This window comes from Aeromonas aquatilis, assembly GCF_054052405.1.
The window spans coordinates 25,414-39,665 of the sequence record NZ_JBSTYP010000020.1 but is presented as its reverse complement, the minus strand read 5'-3'; the positions used below and the strand labels follow the sequence as shown (position 1 = coordinate 39,665).

Annotated in this window: 15 protein-coding genes; 11 read left to right on the top strand and 4 right to left on the bottom strand. The window is 56.0% G+C overall.

Annotation, left to right across the window (positions count from 1 at the left end; genetic code table 11):
• Nucleotides 1-3: 3 nt before the first annotated feature.
• The 10 genes from ACW5W8_RS09905 to ACW5W8_RS09860 all read left to right on the top strand — a co-directional run bounded on the left by ACW5W8_RS09905 (nucleotide 4) and on the right by ACW5W8_RS09860 (nucleotide 8,151).
• Nucleotides 4-1,914, top strand: a complete 1,911-nt coding sequence (locus ACW5W8_RS09905; protein WP_498627630.1) for an ABC transporter ATP-binding protein — start codon at nucleotides 4-6, stop codon at nucleotides 1,912-1,914.
• Nucleotides 1,907-2,368, top strand: coding sequence for a DUF2390 domain-containing protein (locus tag ACW5W8_RS09900; RefSeq protein ID WP_498627628.1), 462 nt, complete (start codon nucleotides 1,907-1,909; stop codon nucleotides 2,366-2,368). The genes ACW5W8_RS09905 and ACW5W8_RS09900 overlap by 8 nt, the downstream gene beginning before the upstream one ends.
• A complete protein-coding gene (locus ACW5W8_RS09895) occupies nucleotides 2,362-3,216 on the top strand; it encodes a 23S rRNA (adenine(2030)-N(6))-methyltransferase RlmJ (RefSeq protein ID WP_498627627.1) in 855 nt (284 codons plus the stop codon). Before ACW5W8_RS09900 ends, ACW5W8_RS09895 begins: the two co-directional genes overlap by 7 nt.
• Before the next feature lie 721 nt (nucleotides 3,217-3,937).
• Entirely contained in the window at nucleotides 3,938-4,423 is a 486-nt protein-coding gene (locus ACW5W8_RS09890) for a hypothetical protein (RefSeq protein WP_498627625.1), read from the top strand.
• A gap of 102 nt (nucleotides 4,424-4,525) precedes the next feature.
• Nucleotides 4,526-4,915: a hypothetical protein gene (locus tag ACW5W8_RS09885; RefSeq protein ID WP_498627624.1), complete on the top strand. Its 390-nt coding sequence runs from the start codon at nucleotides 4,526-4,528 to the stop codon at nucleotides 4,913-4,915.
• Between the two features lie 17 nt (nucleotides 4,916-4,932).
• A complete protein-coding gene (locus tag ACW5W8_RS09880) occupies nucleotides 4,933-5,202 on the top strand; it encodes a hypothetical protein (protein ID WP_498627623.1) in 270 nt (89 codons plus the stop codon).
• Between the two features lie 70 nt (nucleotides 5,203-5,272).
• Complete coding sequence (locus ACW5W8_RS09875) at nucleotides 5,273-5,641, top strand: SMI1/KNR4 family protein (protein WP_498627622.1); 369 nt, start codon at nucleotides 5,273-5,275, stop codon at nucleotides 5,639-5,641.
• A gap of 507 nt (nucleotides 5,642-6,148) precedes the next feature.
• Nucleotides 6,149-6,514: a DUF2061 domain-containing protein gene (locus ACW5W8_RS09870; protein ID WP_042084552.1), complete on the top strand. Its 366-nt coding sequence runs from the start codon at nucleotides 6,149-6,151 to the stop codon at nucleotides 6,512-6,514.
• A gap of 186 nt (nucleotides 6,515-6,700) precedes the next feature.
• Nucleotides 6,701-7,297: an MliC family protein gene (locus ACW5W8_RS09865; RefSeq protein WP_498627619.1), complete on the top strand. Its 597-nt coding sequence runs from the start codon at nucleotides 6,701-6,703 to the stop codon at nucleotides 7,295-7,297.
• A 425-nt stretch (nucleotides 7,298-7,722) separates the two neighbouring features.
• Complete coding sequence (locus tag ACW5W8_RS09860; RefSeq protein ID WP_498627617.1) at nucleotides 7,723-8,151, top strand: VOC family protein; 429 nt, start codon at nucleotides 7,723-7,725, stop codon at nucleotides 8,149-8,151.
• Nucleotides 8,152-8,209: 58 nt separating this feature from the next.
• Here the strand turns inward: ACW5W8_RS09860 and ACW5W8_RS09855 are convergent, their stop codons facing one another.
• Both ACW5W8_RS09855 and ACW5W8_RS09850 read right to left on the bottom strand, forming a co-directional pair.
• The gene (locus ACW5W8_RS09855) at nucleotides 8,210-8,995 is read right to left on the bottom strand and encodes a substrate-binding periplasmic protein (protein WP_498627615.1); all 786 of its coding nucleotides are present in this window, start codon (nucleotides 8,993-8,995) and stop codon (nucleotides 8,210-8,212) included.
• 291 nt (nucleotides 8,996-9,286) lie between these two features.
• Nucleotides 9,287-10,135, bottom strand: coding sequence for an IS110 family transposase (locus ACW5W8_RS09850; RefSeq protein WP_498627614.1), 849 nt, complete (start codon nucleotides 10,133-10,135; stop codon nucleotides 9,287-9,289).
• Between the two features lie 344 nt (nucleotides 10,136-10,479).
• On the opposite strand from ACW5W8_RS09850, the gene ACW5W8_RS09845 reads away from it, so the two are divergent.
• Nucleotides 10,480-10,965 (top strand): GNAT family N-acetyltransferase, encoded by a 486-nt coding sequence (locus ACW5W8_RS09845; protein ID WP_498627612.1) that lies wholly within the window; start codon nucleotides 10,480-10,482, stop codon nucleotides 10,963-10,965.
• A gap of 123 nt (nucleotides 10,966-11,088) precedes the next feature.
• Here ACW5W8_RS09845 and eno read toward each other — a convergent pair whose 3' ends face one another.
• Both eno and pyrG read right to left on the bottom strand, forming a co-directional pair.
• A complete protein-coding gene (gene eno / locus ACW5W8_RS09840; protein WP_498627610.1) occupies nucleotides 11,089-12,390 on the bottom strand; it encodes a phosphopyruvate hydratase in 1,302 nt (433 codons plus the stop codon).
• Between the two features lie 88 nt (nucleotides 12,391-12,478).
• Entirely contained in the window at nucleotides 12,479-14,116 is a 1,638-nt protein-coding gene (gene pyrG, locus ACW5W8_RS09835; RefSeq protein WP_005335584.1) for a glutamine hydrolyzing CTP synthase, read from the bottom strand.
• Between the last annotated feature and the right edge of the window lie 136 nt (nucleotides 14,117-14,252).

Here is a 14,252-nt window from a genome sequence, read left to right as displayed (position 1 = left end):
CCCATGATAGTTGCCAGTCAAATCGAACTGATCCGCGGCGGCCGCAAGCTGCTGGACAACGCCTCCGCCACCATTCACCCCGGCCACAAAGTGGGTCTGGTGGGCAAAAACGGCTGTGGCAAGTCCACCTTTTTTGCACTGGTACGGGGCGAGCTGGCCATCGACAGCGGTACCTTCAGCCTGCCCGCTGGCTGGCAGATTGCAGGCGTGGCGCAGGAGACCCCGGCGCTCGACTGCTCCGCGCTCGAGTACGTGATCGACGGCGACAAGGAGTTCCGCTCGCTGGAAGCCCAGCTGGTGCAAGCCGAGCAGGATGACAATGGTCTGCTGGTGGCCGAGCTGCACGGTCGCCTCGATACCATCGGCGCCTACAGCATTCGCGCCCGCGCCGCCGAGCTGCTGCACGGCCTCGGTTTCAGCGACGAGCAGCTCGGCTCGCCGGTGCGCAGCTTCTCCGGTGGCTGGCGCATGCGCTTAAACCTCGCTCAGGCGCTGCTCTGCCGCTCCGATCTGCTGCTGCTCGATGAACCGACCAACCACCTGGATCTCGATGCGGTGATCTGGCTGGAGAAGTGGCTCAAGGGCTATCAGGGCACGCTGGTGCTGATCTCTCACGACCGCGATTTCCTCGATTCGGTCATCAACCGCATCATCCATATCGAGAACGGCAAGCTCAACGAATACACCGGCGGCTACTCCGACTTCGAACTGCAGCGCGCCGAACATCTGGCCCAGCAGCAGTCGATGTACGAGAAACAGCAGCGGGAGATGTCCCACATGCAGGCGTATGTGGATCGCTTCCGCTACAAGGCCTCCAAGGCCCGTCAGGCCCAGAGCCGCCTGAAAGCGATGGAGCGGATGGAGAAGATCCTGCCCGCCCACGCCGACTCCGAGTTCAGCTTCGAGTTTCGCGAGCCGTCGGCCCTGCCGACCCCGCTGATCGCCATGGAGAACCTCAGCGCCGGTTACGGCGACAAGGTGATCCTGGAGAAGATCAAACTCAATCTGGTACCGGGCTCGCGCATCGGTCTGCTCGGTCGCAACGGCGCCGGTAAATCAACCTTTATCAAGATGCTGTCGGGCTCCAACCCGCCGCTCTCCGGCAAGCTCGAAGTGAGCGCCGGGGTGAGCATCGGCTACTTCGCCCAGCATCAGCTGGAGACCCTGCGTCTCGATGATTCCCCGCTCGATCATCTGGCCCGCCTCGCGCCGGACAAGACCGAGCAGGAGCTGCGCAACTATCTGGGCAGCTTCGGTTTTCACGGTGACAAGGCGCTCGACAAGGTAGCCCCCTTCTCCGGTGGCGAAAAAGCGCGGCTGGTGCTGGCGCTGATCACCTGGCAAAAGCCCAACCTCTTGCTGCTCGATGAACCGACCAACCACCTGGATCTGGAGATGCGCCACGCCCTGACCATGGCGCTGCAAGGCTTCGAAGGGGCCATGGTAGTGGTATCACACGATCGCCACCTGCTGCGCACCACCACCGACGACTTCTATCTGGTACACGGTGGCCGGGTCGAGCCGTTCGACGGCGATCTGGACGACTATCACAAGTGGCTCGGCGAGCAGGAGAAAGAGGCCAACGCCAAACCGGCGGATGGCCCGGTCTCTGCCAACTCGGCAGTAGCGCGCAAGGATCAGAAACGGCGCGAGGCGGAATTTCGGCAAGCGACCCGCCCCCTGCGCCAGAAGCTCGAAAAACTCGAAGCGAGCATGGAGAAGCTGCAAGGCAAGCTCGGCGACATCGAGAGCCAGCTGGCCGATCCGGCCATCTACGAAGAAAGCGCTAAGCAGAAGCTCTCCGAGCTGCTCAAGTCCCAGGGCCCCATCAAGGAGGAGCTGGAGAACGTCGAGATGGAGTGGATGAGCCTCTGTGAAGAGCTGGAAACCATGGAGCAGGAATTCCTTGCGTGACGAAATGCTGATGGCCCCGGAGCGGGTCGCTGCCGATGAACTCCCCTCCCCGCGCGGCTTCTGGCACTGGAGCGGCGAGGTTTACGGCGCCCGCATTCATGACTGGCTCACCGTGCAGGAGCTGGGGGGCAACGTCAATCTGGCCCTGCTGCTGCATCGCCTCGATGAGCTCGGGATCCCGGTCGACCTGCTCGACCTGCAGCCTGCCCTGCTGCAAACCGAAGCCGTGCTGACCCCCTGGCGCTCCCTGCGCAAAAACGCCAAGGGGCGGCTCGGTGAATCCGAATATCAGGCCATGCTGGCCCACGAGCTGGAGCTGGAACGGCTCCAGCAGGGGGTGCTGCTGCAAACCCTGCGCAGCCTCTCCCTGTTTCGCGGCAACAGCCGCAACTTGTTGAACTATCTATCGTTACTGGGTGCCCAGCAGGGCCCCCTCAGAGATCTAATATGCTGAGCTACCGCCACGCCTTTCACGCCGGCAACCATGCCGACGTGCTGAAACATGCCGTTCAGGCCCTGATCATCGAGTCCCTCAAGAAGAAGGAGAAACCCTTCATCGTGCTGGACACCCATGCCGGTGGCGGTCTCTACGACCTGCGCGGCGACTGGTCCCAGAAGAAGGCGGAGTATGCCGACGGCATCGGCCGCCTGTGGGACGGGCGGGCCCAGTGGTCTGCCATGGCCCCCTATCTCGGCGTCATCGAGGAGATGAATCAGAACGGCGAGTTGCACTACTACCCCGGCTCGCCGGAGCTCTCCCGCCGCCTCACCCGCGAACAGGACAAGCTGGCGCTGATGGAGCTGCACAACAACGAGGTGGAAGACCTGCGTGCCAACATGGGTTACGACCCGCGCGTGGCCGTGCACCACCGTGACGGCTTCGAGGGGCTGATCGCCCTGCTGCCGCCCACCCCGCGCCGCGGGCTGGTGCTGATCGACCCGCCCTATGAGCTCAAAGAAGATTACTTCGCCGTGGTCGATACCCTGAAAAAGGCGCAAAAACGCTGGGCGACCGGCATTTACGCCCTCTGGTATCCGATCCTCGGGCAAGAGGCGGACAAATCCCGCGACATGCTGCGCGCCATCAAGCGCGAGAACTTCGGTAACGTGCTGGTGGCCGAGCTGGAAGTGGCCGGTCAGACTGCCGACTGGGGCATGAACGGCTCAGGGATGCTGATCATCAGCCCGCCCTGGATGCTGGACGAGCAGATTGAAGCCTTCCTCAAACCGCTGTGTGCCAAGCTGGCGCAGGGCGCCGGCGCCCAGTACAAGGTGGAGTGGCTCAACAAGGCCGAAGAGTAAGCCTGCACCAGCTCGCTCCGGCGCCCGGCCAAGGCGCCTGCGAGTAGGTCACCCAAGCCGTTCACAGTGGCTATGCCGCCAAAGAGAAGCCCCGTTCAGGGGCTTCTTGTTTTTTACCCGCCACCGCTTTTGCCCACCGACACGGCTACCCGCCAACACTTTTTATCCAGCAACACAGTGGTCGCACTTTCCACTCGCTGCGCCAACCGGTCGCGATTTATTAATTGCTTGATCTGGCTCAGAAACTCCCCGCATCCCCCTTTCCCTTGGCCAATGAGCCGGTAATATAGCCAATTGGCAACAAAAGCCTCGTCGGAGTCACCCCATGAGCCATGCCTGCCACACCCCATTGGTTAAAAGCAGCAGACTGGAAGCTGTAATTCAGGGGCGGTAGCGATGCCAGATGGAATGGATAAGCGATAGTTTCCTACGACCCACTCCAAATGTTGACGACCTCATTTTCATTTCTGACCTGTTCACGCAAGCGTGATTTGGCGGCGCTTTCCAAGACTGCGCTGAGTACTGACTTTTCACACAGTAGTGGCGGTGGCGCAAAAAGAGGAAGTCAAGCGAATACGTCCAACACGAGAGGAAAGTTTATAACATCATGATTTAATGGTAATTTTTACTTTTCGGTGGTAAGAATGTTACGGGGTTATATGGAATTCTCTGCTAACGGATTAATGCCGCCTTCCATCTAATCACTGTTAGGGCTATCTGCATGCGTAACACTCTGCTTGCCTTTTGTCTTTCGCTTCTTTCAATCGTGGAGCCTGCCTTGGCGGAAACAAAACCGACTTTCACGCCCGACGCCAATGTTCAAAAGGTGGCCGAGGCATATGCGCAAGATGCCGTGGATATGGCGAAGAACCAATTTGGCATCACCCTTGATTGGTCTGATGCAAGTATCCCAAACGTAGAGAAGGCATTGGCGTTGATGCACTCCTCATTCATCACCACGAAACCGCGTCCCACTGAAGAGCAAGCCATGTCATTTGCTAAAGGCTATGGCAGTTACATCGGCGAGGTCTACCGTCGCAATCACGGTGGGGAGTGGGGCATCGTCAGTTTGAATGGGCAAAAATTTCCAGGGCTCAAAACCAAGTCAGGTGTTAACTTCTGGCCTTGGGGGCGTGCGCTCAATCGCATCATGCAAGGGCCGGAAAATAACGTCGCAGATTACTACCGTGCCTTACTTGAAAAATAGCCCTAACCATTCCGTCGAGAGGGACCGCCCACAAGCTGCGCTTGTGGGTTCCCTTCGCGCCGCTACGGCGGCCCCTCACGTCAAACGTTAGAGAGCACTAGCATGGACGTGTTATCACACAAAATCCTGTTTCGGCCTGGAACAAATTCCGGCGGAGCCACAACTCAGGAGCGACGCTCGGTTGATTTCACCGTTAATGGCACATCACTTCTTTCCACCATCGTAAAGATTGATGGTGGCCACGCTGACTTTATGGGTTGCTTGGTACACGGCTTCCCCAAGCAAAACGCGCAAGCAGTAGAGCGGTTCACGTGTGCGGCATCTCCAGACTCAGAGTCGGGAAGAATTCTTCTATATATTTGCCCAGAATGCGGGGATATTGGCTGCGGCGCTTATAGTGCCTTCATTGAGCATGGCGGTGGCACCTACGTCTGGCGAGACTTTGCATATGAAAACCTGATTACCCTCCACCAACGACAAAATGGCGAATAATAGGCCATAAAGCACCTATGACAATTGAATCTATCGAAACTGAACTACTCAATGAACTGAGGGTAATAGATGATTACCTCAACAAAGACAGAGTAATATATAGCGAAGTACGCGGAGCCTTAAATATAATAAAAAACAAAAACAAGCCCCATTACCATAAAATAAAACACAAGCTATTTATGGACTTCAGAATTATTGATGACCACCAAATAGATGACCCGCAACTTGATTTTCATCTGGATAGAGCTTATAAACTTGCAGCATTCTTAGAACATGTAATCATTTAATCCAACTTATCTTTCCAAACCCTATACTATACAACAGTCACCCCAACAATTAATGCTTTGGAATAGTTTTATGCAAAACGACCCATTTAGAATCCCGACAGATGATGAAATAACTATTGCAGAGAGAAAACTAGGTATCACATTTCACAATGACTATCGATGCTTTTTAAAATCTGGTAGTGATGTCGCAAACGCAATTTTTGAAGCAGCAATTATTCTGCCCGGCGCAGGCCACCTTGATATTTTTGAAATGGCTAGAACAGCTTGGGAAATTATAGGTGTACCGAGAGATTTATTGCCTTTCATTGAAGATAATGGTGACTATTTCTGCATATCAAAAACAGGAGAAGTCATCTATTGGTCTCATAATGGAAGCTCTAATGAAAAATGGCCGAACATGTCTGCATGGCACAATCAAGTTTGTATAAATCTTGAGTGACCAAAAATGCTCGCAACCACCATCTCGATAGCAGAGTTTACTGACACGGAGGCGGTTCTGTCATTCACTGATTAAGCCCGTAGGTTCGAATAGCGCAGCGTATTCGGACAATCGCGAATATCCCCGCCAATACATCACCAAGGATCGGAAGATCCCCTTGTGAACAACAAATCTGGGACACCCACCTTTTGGAGCAAGGCGTAGCATAGCCCGAACCCAAAAGATGGGTGTCCAAGGTCTTCTGTACAGGGTCGAGTGGCTCAACAAGGTCTCAGAGTAGTAATAGCGCCCTGTGCCCCGATAGACAGAAAAGCGAAGCCCCGTCACGGGGCTTCCTGTTTTTATCCGGCCTGCCCGAAATGCTGGCACACCGCGAGCCTGCCTCACGGCAGTGCGGAGGCACTTTTCCTTTGATAGGTTTTCCCTATCCGGGTAATAGATGAGAATAGTTTTCATTTAATCTCATTTTGGCAGATACTCTCATCATCAACAGAGGGAGCCGCCATCATGAAAAAGACCATCAGCTTTGCCATCCTGCACTTCGGTGTCGCCTTTACCGTGGCCTACCTGCTGACCGGTGAGCTGCTGACCGCCAGCCTGATCGCCCTGATCGAGCCCGCCGTCAACACGGTCGCCTTCTACTTTCATGACCTTGGCTGGCATAAGCTCAAGCCAAATCACAGCCTGCAGGCCAAGACCAGCAGCTTCGCGGTGGTCCACTTCTCGGTGGCCTTCGGGGTGGCCTTCCTGCTGAGCGGCGAGCTGCTCACCGGCGGTGTGATGGCGATGATCGAACCGGCCATCAATACCGTGGTGTTCTTCTTCCACGAGCGGCTGTGGCGCGCCCGCAGTCAGCAACTGGCGCTGGCCTGATCGACCGGGCAACCCGCCTCCCCCTTTATCGCGGCAACAAAAAACCCGACATTCCGGCCAGGAGTGTCGGTTTTTTCCGTTTGGCAGCCATTTAGCAGTGCAAGTGCGCTCGGCGTCCCTGCTGCATTGCCCTGTAGAGTGTGCTGTAGTAGGCAGATATGCACTCCTCATTGCTGGAATCTATCGATGAACAAGACCTTGCTTGCCACCCTGCTGTTTGCCCCTCTGCTGGCCAGCGCCGCAACCCCCTCCTTTGACTGCACCAAAGCCTCCGGGTCGGCCGAAACCCTGATCTGCAAGGATGCCGGACTGGCCGCCCTTGATAACGAACTGGCGGCCCTCTATCCCAAGGCGATTGCTGCGCTCTCTCCCGAACAGCTCAAGACCGAGCGTGCCATGCAGCGCGGCTGGATCAAGGGTCGCAACGACTGCTGGAAGGGGCAGGATCTGCGCCAGTGTGTGGAGGATAACTACCTGCTGCGGATCACCGAACTGCAGATCAGCGGCGGCCAGCTGATGGTGCCGGCACCGGTCAACTACCAGTGCGGCAAGAACGTCACTCTCTCTACCTACTTCTATAACGATGCCAAACTGCCCGCCGCGGTGATCAACCTGAGCGAGGGCGACAAGCAGCAACAAGTGCTCGCCTATGAAACCCCCAGCGCCAGCGGTGCCCGTTATGAAGGGCAAAATCTCACCTTCTTCACCAAAGGGGACGACGCCACGCTGGAGCGTTACGGCCAGCCAACCCTCACCTGCATGGAAAATCCGACCAAGGGTTGAGCCTGATACGGAGCGGCACTGCCGCTCCGCTTCTTAGAAATCGGATAACCAACCAGCGGCGAGCAACAGCAAGCTGCGCCCTCTGCACCACTCCCCGCCCACATTAGCCTCCCACCCAAGGCTTGCACCATCCCGCCAGCTGCCAACTCGACCGCTTTATCAATCAATTTGTTGAGCTTGCTCAGGAATTGGCCATCAGCCCCTTTCCCTCAGCACGCCCGCCGCTAATATAGCCAATTGGCAACACACGCCTCGTCGGAGTCTCTCATGAGCCATGCCAGCTATCTCGCAGGTAAAAAGGCAGCAGACTGGAGGCTAAAATTCAGGGGCGGTAGCCATGCCAAATCTTGCCCAGCCCCTTTTTGTCAAAGCCAGGCAACCGGCAAGCCGATGACCTACTCAAACCATTCAAATCAAGGTGGTGTATGGAAACACAAACCCTGCATCGTGGTCGCTTGATCGACCATATCCAGCTGGTGGTCAAAGATCTGGTCGTCAGCCAGCGCTTTTATACGGCCATTCTCACCACCCTCGATATTCCGCTGGTCGGCACAGGTGAGGGCTACTTCTGGGCAGACGAACTGTTTGTCACCGCTGTCGATAGCCCCGCCGCGCTGGGGGTGTTGACCGGTCGCCACCATCTCGCCTTTCAGGCAAAAGATCGCGCCATGGTGGATCGTTTTTATCAGGCCGCATTGGCTAACGGCGGCAAAGACAACGGAACTCCCGGCGAGCGCAATTACCACCCCGGCTACTACGCCGCCTTTGTCCTCGATCCGGACGGCAATAATATCGAAGCGGTTTATCACGGTAAGGCAAAACGCAGTGCGGAGTCGGTGGAGATTCGGTTTTAGCAAGAAAGCGGAGTGCTCCAAAAGGTAGGTGTCCTCATTGTCCTAATTGGTGCTGTCATCAGGGGGATGTTTCTCTATGAGGCACAACCAGATGATGGCGCGCCAGTATCTGGTGATAGAGGCCCTTCTCCCTGACTTTTTTCCAACCCAGTTGCAGACGCTTGACCAGCGCAGGAGGGGTCGACAGGCTGGCGGCCAGATAGAGATCGCCGGAGATATCTTTCAGCCAGAATGCCTTGCTGAACAGCTCTCTGCGATAGCCGAGATTATTGAGGAGGTAGATGAAGGCCCCCTCGTCATAGGGCATCAGATCGATACGTCCCCGTATCAGTTTGTACACATTCTGCTCATCTCTGGGTACCAAGGGTAACTGGCTGTCCGGGATATGCTGTGTCAGCAGGTAGCTGCGCTTGATATCATTCTTGAGCACGCCAATCCGGTAGCGAGCAGCATCGCCCAGGTGCGTGAGCTGGATATCCTCACGATCAGCCCGTCGCCACAGATAAACAATATGGGGAGTGATGGCACCTATCCACTGAAATTGGGTCTCCCGCTCCCTGGTGCGGCCGAGGTTATAGATCAGGGTAGGGGCCTGCTGTTGGGCCAGCAGATAGGCACGATTCCAGGGATAGAACTGGATCCGGTAGTCGATACCGGCCTCGGCCATGATTGCCTGGACTATCTCGGTGGAGATGCCTGCCGCGTGTCCCGCGATCTCCATCTGATAGGGGGGATAGGGGGTTGTCACGATCGGTAGCGGCGCCAGGGGACGACAGACGGCGACAGAGGAGAACCAGATCGTCAGGAGGGGTAACCAGTGGCAAAACCGGCTAACAATCTTCATGCTCTCTGCTTTCTCCTGGTCCACAGCCTGTCAATCAAGCCCGTGATGGAGTGAGCCTGCATAGGTGATATTACCTTGGTACTTAAATTTGGAACACCCTCCATTTATGAGGTCCGGTGCAGCGCTGCCGTATCAGAAATAGCCGCACATAAGTAATCAGGAAATAGATAGCAATGACTCTTTCTGCCTTGGAGAACCTGAAGGGAGTCGTGACAAAGAGAAGCTATTGTCAAAGATGGTGTATGGCATCGGTCAGGCACCAGCCACCTTCGCCACGACGAGCACGGTATTTTAACCCTGCAAGCCGCCGCGGAGAGTGGAGCGGGTCAGTAGCGCCGTCATGGAGGATGGCGATCCTGACCTTGCTCCCTCCCTCTGTCTTGGATAGCTTCGGCCTGCCAAGTACAGAGGCCGCTGTATTGGTACCACGCCCAAGTAGGCCGCGAGGCGTTCAGCGGTATGGAAGTGGTGGAGGTGTATGACCGACAAAAGGTGCTGGCTTGTTTTTATCCCAATGCCCGGAATCGTGACAAGTAGTGCGGCATCGTCTCGAAGTTCCGGATGACGATTAACGTGGTCATCTATGTCTTGCTGAAGCTTTTTGAGCTGCGTTTGCAGGAACATAATTGAGTCAGCCAGTGACTGGCGGATCAGCTCTGGCGTATCTGTTGCGTCGGCTTTTTCTTGCCGATTTTGCTCGCGCAACAGGTCTTGCTGGACCGCATCAACTCGAGACAGCAAGGCTTGCAGGGCTCGAGCTTGCGGCGTTGGGGGTATCCAAATGGCGGGCTGGACTAATGCACCGTAGCGAGCCAGCACCAAGCTATCGAGCCCATCTGTTTTACTTCGAATAGCTAATCCTTTGGCAAAATCGCGAGCCTGTGCGGGATTGATGATCGATACCTGCATCCCCGCCTCATGTAGTGAGATGGCGGCTCGTTCGTGATAAACACCAGAGCCTTCCATTACCGCATGGGTATCAGAAGCCGAGATCCGTTGTTTATCAAGCCAATGGACTAACTCGGTAAAACCAGAGTTGTTGTTGGAAAAGGACTTTGTCTTGCGCTTGCAACTCTGGAGCTCAAGCAATAGACAGCAATCCAACTTGGCCTTAGCCACATCAATACCGAGATAGTGCATGGCAAATTCCTCATGTTAATGACCAAATCTCCCACTTGCCTTGTACATACAGGGTCTGAGCCCTTGGCTACCGTTCAGTGTCAGGTTTGGCGATGAGGTGAGGATGAGGGCCATATCTACGGCACAAGGTTTAGCTCCTTAAGGTTCGATTCTGGCTTCCTCAGCCTCATGTGATGAGAGCTAATCATCACGCAAGCAAGATACAAGGTTCGATTAGCGAAGCGTAATCGGACATTCGCGGTCACAATATGTCGTGATAGCACCAATTGCCTTCAGAGACCGACTTTCACGCAGTCTCATTTTTCACCTTAGCTTTGCTGGCATAACCCCCACCAAGGAGATAAATGAAGCCAGACTTAACCGGATCACGGATTGTACTGCGCACAATTAGCCCGCAGGATGCCGCCGATCTGTTCGAGATTTATGGCAATCCACTGACCATGGAGTTTGCCTCTGATCCCTGCTTTAGCTCCCCCGCCATGGTGGCGCAGATGATGGCGAGTATGGTGCGGCTGGAGCAAACCGGTGAGTCGCTGGAGTGGGCGATTGTCGAGCGGGAGGGCAACAAGGTTATCGGCACCTGCGGCCTGCACAGTTTCAGCGAGGCGGGCCATTGCTGCGAGGTAGGTTGCCTGCTCAATGCGGCCTATTGGCGCAGAGGGTTTATGTCGGAAGCGCTGGGATTGCTGTTCGCCCACGCCACCACACTGGGGGTCACCTGCCTCACCGCAGATATCGATGCAGATAACGTCCGCTCTATCGCCCTGTTTGAAAAGCTGGGCTTCAAGGCGTATGCAGGGCGCTATCAGCGCATGCTCCCCTTTATCTGACCCGAGACCAGAGGCACTACGCCCTCGCCTCGCAGGGCGTTGCAGCAAGGAGCAGGCATAAAAAAACCGGAACCCTTGGGTTCCGGTTTTTTTCATTCCAGCCGAGGCTGGCAAACCAGCAAATTAAGCCTGGTTTTTAACTTCTTTCAGACCGCGGAAAGGAGCTTTGGCACCCAGAGCTTCTTCGATACGGATCAGCTGGTTGTACTTGGCAACACGGTCAGAACGGCTCATGGAACCGGTCTTGATCTGGCCAGCAGCGGTACCAACAGCCAGGTCGGCGATGGTCGCATCTTCGGTCTCACCGGAGCGGTGGGAGATGACGGCAGTGTAGCCAGCGTCTTTGGCCATCTTGATGGCAGCCAGAGTCTCGGTCAGGGAACCGATCTGGTTGAACTTGATCAGGATGGAGTTGGCGATGCCGTTGTCGATACCGCGCTTCAGGATCTTGGTGTTGGTTACGAACAGGTCGTCACCCACGATCTGGATTTTCTTGCCCAGTTCAGCAGTCTGGTAGGCGAAACCTTCCCAGTCAGATTCGTCCAGGCCATCTTCGATGGAGACGATCGGGAACTTGGCGGTCAGATCAGCCAGGAAGTCGGAGAAACCGTTGGAGGAGAAGATGCGACCTTCGCCTTTCAGGTTGTACTCTTTCTTCTCTGCGTCGTAGAACTCGGAAGCAGCGCAGTCCATAGCCAGGGTGATGTCGGTGCCCAGTTTGTAACCGGCAGCGGCAACGGCTTCAGCAATAACTTCCAGCGCTTCGGCGTTGGATTTCAGGTTCGGAGCGAAACCACCTTCGTCACCGACTGCAGTGTTGTAGCCCTTGGACTTCAGCACTTTGGCCAGGTTGTGGAACACTTCAGCGCCCATGCGAACGGCTTCTTTCAGGGTCTTGGCGCCAACCGGCTGGATCATGAACTCCTGGATGTCGACGTTGTTGTCGGCGTGCTCACCACCGTTGATGATGTTCATCATCGGCAGCGGCATGGAGTAAACACCCGGGGTGCCGTTCAGCTCGGCGATGTGGGCGTACAGCGGCATGCCTTTGGCAGCAGCGGCAGCTTTGGCGTTAGCCAGGGAAACAGCCAGGATGGCGTTGGCGCCAAACTTGGATTTGTTCTCGGTGCCGTCGAGGTCGATCATGATCTGGTCAACAGCGGCCTGGTCCTTGGCATCTTTACCCAGCAGAGCTTGCGCGATCGGGCCGTTTACGGCTTCGAGGGCTTTCAGCACGCCTTTACCCAGGAAACGGCTCTTGTCGCCGTCACGCAGTTCCAGCGCTTCGCGGGAACCGGTAGACGCGCCAGACGGAGCGGCTGCCATACCAACAAAACCACCTTCCAGGTGAACTTCGGCCTCAACGGTCGGGTTACCACGGGAGTCGATGATTTCACGACCGATCACTTTAACGATCTTGGACATGTGTATTTCCTCAGGTTTCGTAAAAAAACAACAAAAATATGCCAAAAAAAGCGGCTGTGGCACAGGCCCCAACCGCATTTATTTTCAATTACTTCAAATTACGCTTCTGATACTCGCCTGCCGCCTTCACAAAACCGGCGAACAGAGCGTGGCCATCACGAGGAGTAGAGGTGAACTCCGGGTGGAACTGCGCAGCCACGAACCAGGGGTGATCCGGGATCTCGATGATTTCCACCAACTTCTTGTCGGCGGAGAGACCGGTCACTTTCAGACCTGCTGCTTCAATCTGCGGCAGCAGCTTGTTGTTGACTTCGTAACGGTGACGGTGACGCTCGTAAATGGTCGGGCTGCCGTACATCTGACGCACTTTGGAATCTTCGACCAAGTGGCAGAGCTGGGAACCCAGACGCATGGTACCGCCCAGATCGGACTTCTCGGTACGGGTCTCGACGTTGCCTTCTTCATCCACCCACTCGGTGATGAGGCCGACGACCGGGTATGCGCAATCTTTCTTGAACTCGGAGGAGTGAGCCCCTTCCATGCCCGCCACGTTGCGAGCAAATTCGATCATGGCAACCTGCATGCCGAGGCAGATACCCAGGTAGGGGATCTTGTTCTCGCGGGCATACTGGGCAGCCAGAATTTTGCCTTCCACACCGCGCTCACCGAAGCCACCCGGCACCAGGATTGCGTCCAGACCTTCCAGCAGCTCGGCGCCACGGGTCTCGATATCCTGGGAGTCGATGTACTTGATGTTGACGGAGTGACGGGTCTTGAGACCACCGTGCTTGAGCGCCTCGTTGACGGACTTGTAAGCGTCCGGCAGGGAGACGTATTTGCCGACCATACCGATGGTCACTTCACCAGTCGGGTTGGCCTCTTCGTAAATAACCTGTTCCCACTCGGACAAGTCAGCCTCTTTGCACTCCAGACCGAAACGCTCGGTGAAGTAGGAATCCAGATTCTGGGACTTGAGCAGTGCCGGGATCTTGTAGATGGAGTCGACGTCTTTCATGGAGATGACGGCGCGCTCGGGCACGTTGCAGAACAGGGCGATCTTGGCGCGCTCGTTGGCCGGAATGGCACGGTCGGAGCGGCAGATCAGCACATCCGGCTGGATACCGATGGAGAGCAGCTCTTTGACAGAGTGCTGGGTCGGCTTGGTCTTCACTTCACCGGCAGCAGCCAGGTAAGGAACCAGCGTCAGGTGCATGAACATGGCGTTGTTGCGGCCCACTTCGGCAGCCAGCTGACGAATGGCTTCGAGGAACGGCAGGGACTCGATGTCACCTACGGTACCGCCCACTTCGACGATGGCGACCTGATGGCCTTCGGCACCGGCAATCACCCGCTCCTTGATGGCGTTGGTGATGTGCGGGATAACCTGAATGGTGGCGCCCAGATAGTCACCACGACGCTCTTTACGCAGTACGTCGGCGTAGATACGGCCGGTGGTAAAGTTGTTGCGACGGGTCATCTTGGTGCGGATGAAACGCTCGTAGTGGCCCAAATCCAGATCGGTTTCGGCCCCGTCCTCGGTTACGAACACTTCACCATGCTGGGTCGGGCTCATGGTGCCCGGATCCACGTTGATGTACGGGTCCAGTTTCATGATGGTCACATCCAGACCACGGGCTTCCAGAATGGCTGCCAGAGAAGCTGCGGCAATGCCTTTGCCGAGGGATGAAACAACGCCACCAGTAACAAAAATATATTTGGTCGTCATGCTGAACCTGAAAGAAGTTTAGGGAATTTTAAGGGGTGCTTCGGGGATGAAGCAGGACGGGGAAACAGTATACCAAAAACCCCTCTCCCAAACAATGAGCAAAAATCTATCAGGCTCACCGCCCCCCCATCTTGCG

Bases quoted from the DNA above. Each gene is read 5' to 3' on its own strand.
- ACW5W8_RS09905 (WP_498627630.1), top strand. From the start codon at position 4: ATGATAGTTGCCAGTCAAATCGAACTGATCCGCGGCGGCCGCAAGCTG.
- ACW5W8_RS09895 (WP_498627627.1), top strand. From the start codon at position 2,362: ATGCTGAGCTACCGCCACGCCTTTCACGCCGGCAACCATGCCGACGTG.
- ACW5W8_RS09890 (WP_498627625.1), top strand. From the start codon at position 3,938: ATGCGTAACACTCTGCTTGCCTTTTGTCTTTCGCTTCTTTCAATCGTG.
- ACW5W8_RS09885 (WP_498627624.1), top strand. From the start codon at position 4,526: ATGGACGTGTTATCACACAAAATCCTGTTTCGGCCTGGAACAAATTCC.
- ACW5W8_RS09880 (WP_498627623.1), top strand. From the start codon at position 4,933: ATGACAATTGAATCTATCGAAACTGAACTACTCAATGAACTGAGGGTA.
- ACW5W8_RS09875 (WP_498627622.1), top strand. From the start codon at position 5,273: ATGCAAAACGACCCATTTAGAATCCCGACAGATGATGAAATAACTATT.
- ACW5W8_RS09870 (WP_042084552.1), top strand. From the start codon at position 6,149: ATGAAAAAGACCATCAGCTTTGCCATCCTGCACTTCGGTGTCGCCTTT.
- ACW5W8_RS09865 (WP_498627619.1), top strand. From the start codon at position 6,701: ATGAACAAGACCTTGCTTGCCACCCTGCTGTTTGCCCCTCTGCTGGCC.
- ACW5W8_RS09860 (WP_498627617.1), top strand. From the start codon at position 7,723: ATGGAAACACAAACCCTGCATCGTGGTCGCTTGATCGACCATATCCAG.
- ACW5W8_RS09855 (WP_498627615.1), bottom strand. From the start codon at position 8,995: ATGAAGATTGTTAGCCGGTTTTGCCACTGGTTACCCCTCCTGACGATC.
- ACW5W8_RS09850 (WP_498627614.1), bottom strand. From the start codon at position 10,135: ATGCACTATCTCGGTATTGATGTGGCTAAGGCCAAGTTGGATTGCTGT.
- ACW5W8_RS09845 (WP_498627612.1), top strand. From the start codon at position 10,480: ATGAAGCCAGACTTAACCGGATCACGGATTGTACTGCGCACAATTAGC.
- eno (WP_498627610.1), bottom strand. From the start codon at position 12,390: ATGTCCAAGATCGTTAAAGTGATCGGTCGTGAAATCATCGACTCCCGT.
- pyrG (WP_005335584.1), bottom strand. From the start codon at position 14,116: ATGACGACCAAATATATTTTTGTTACTGGTGGCGTTGTTTCATCCCTC.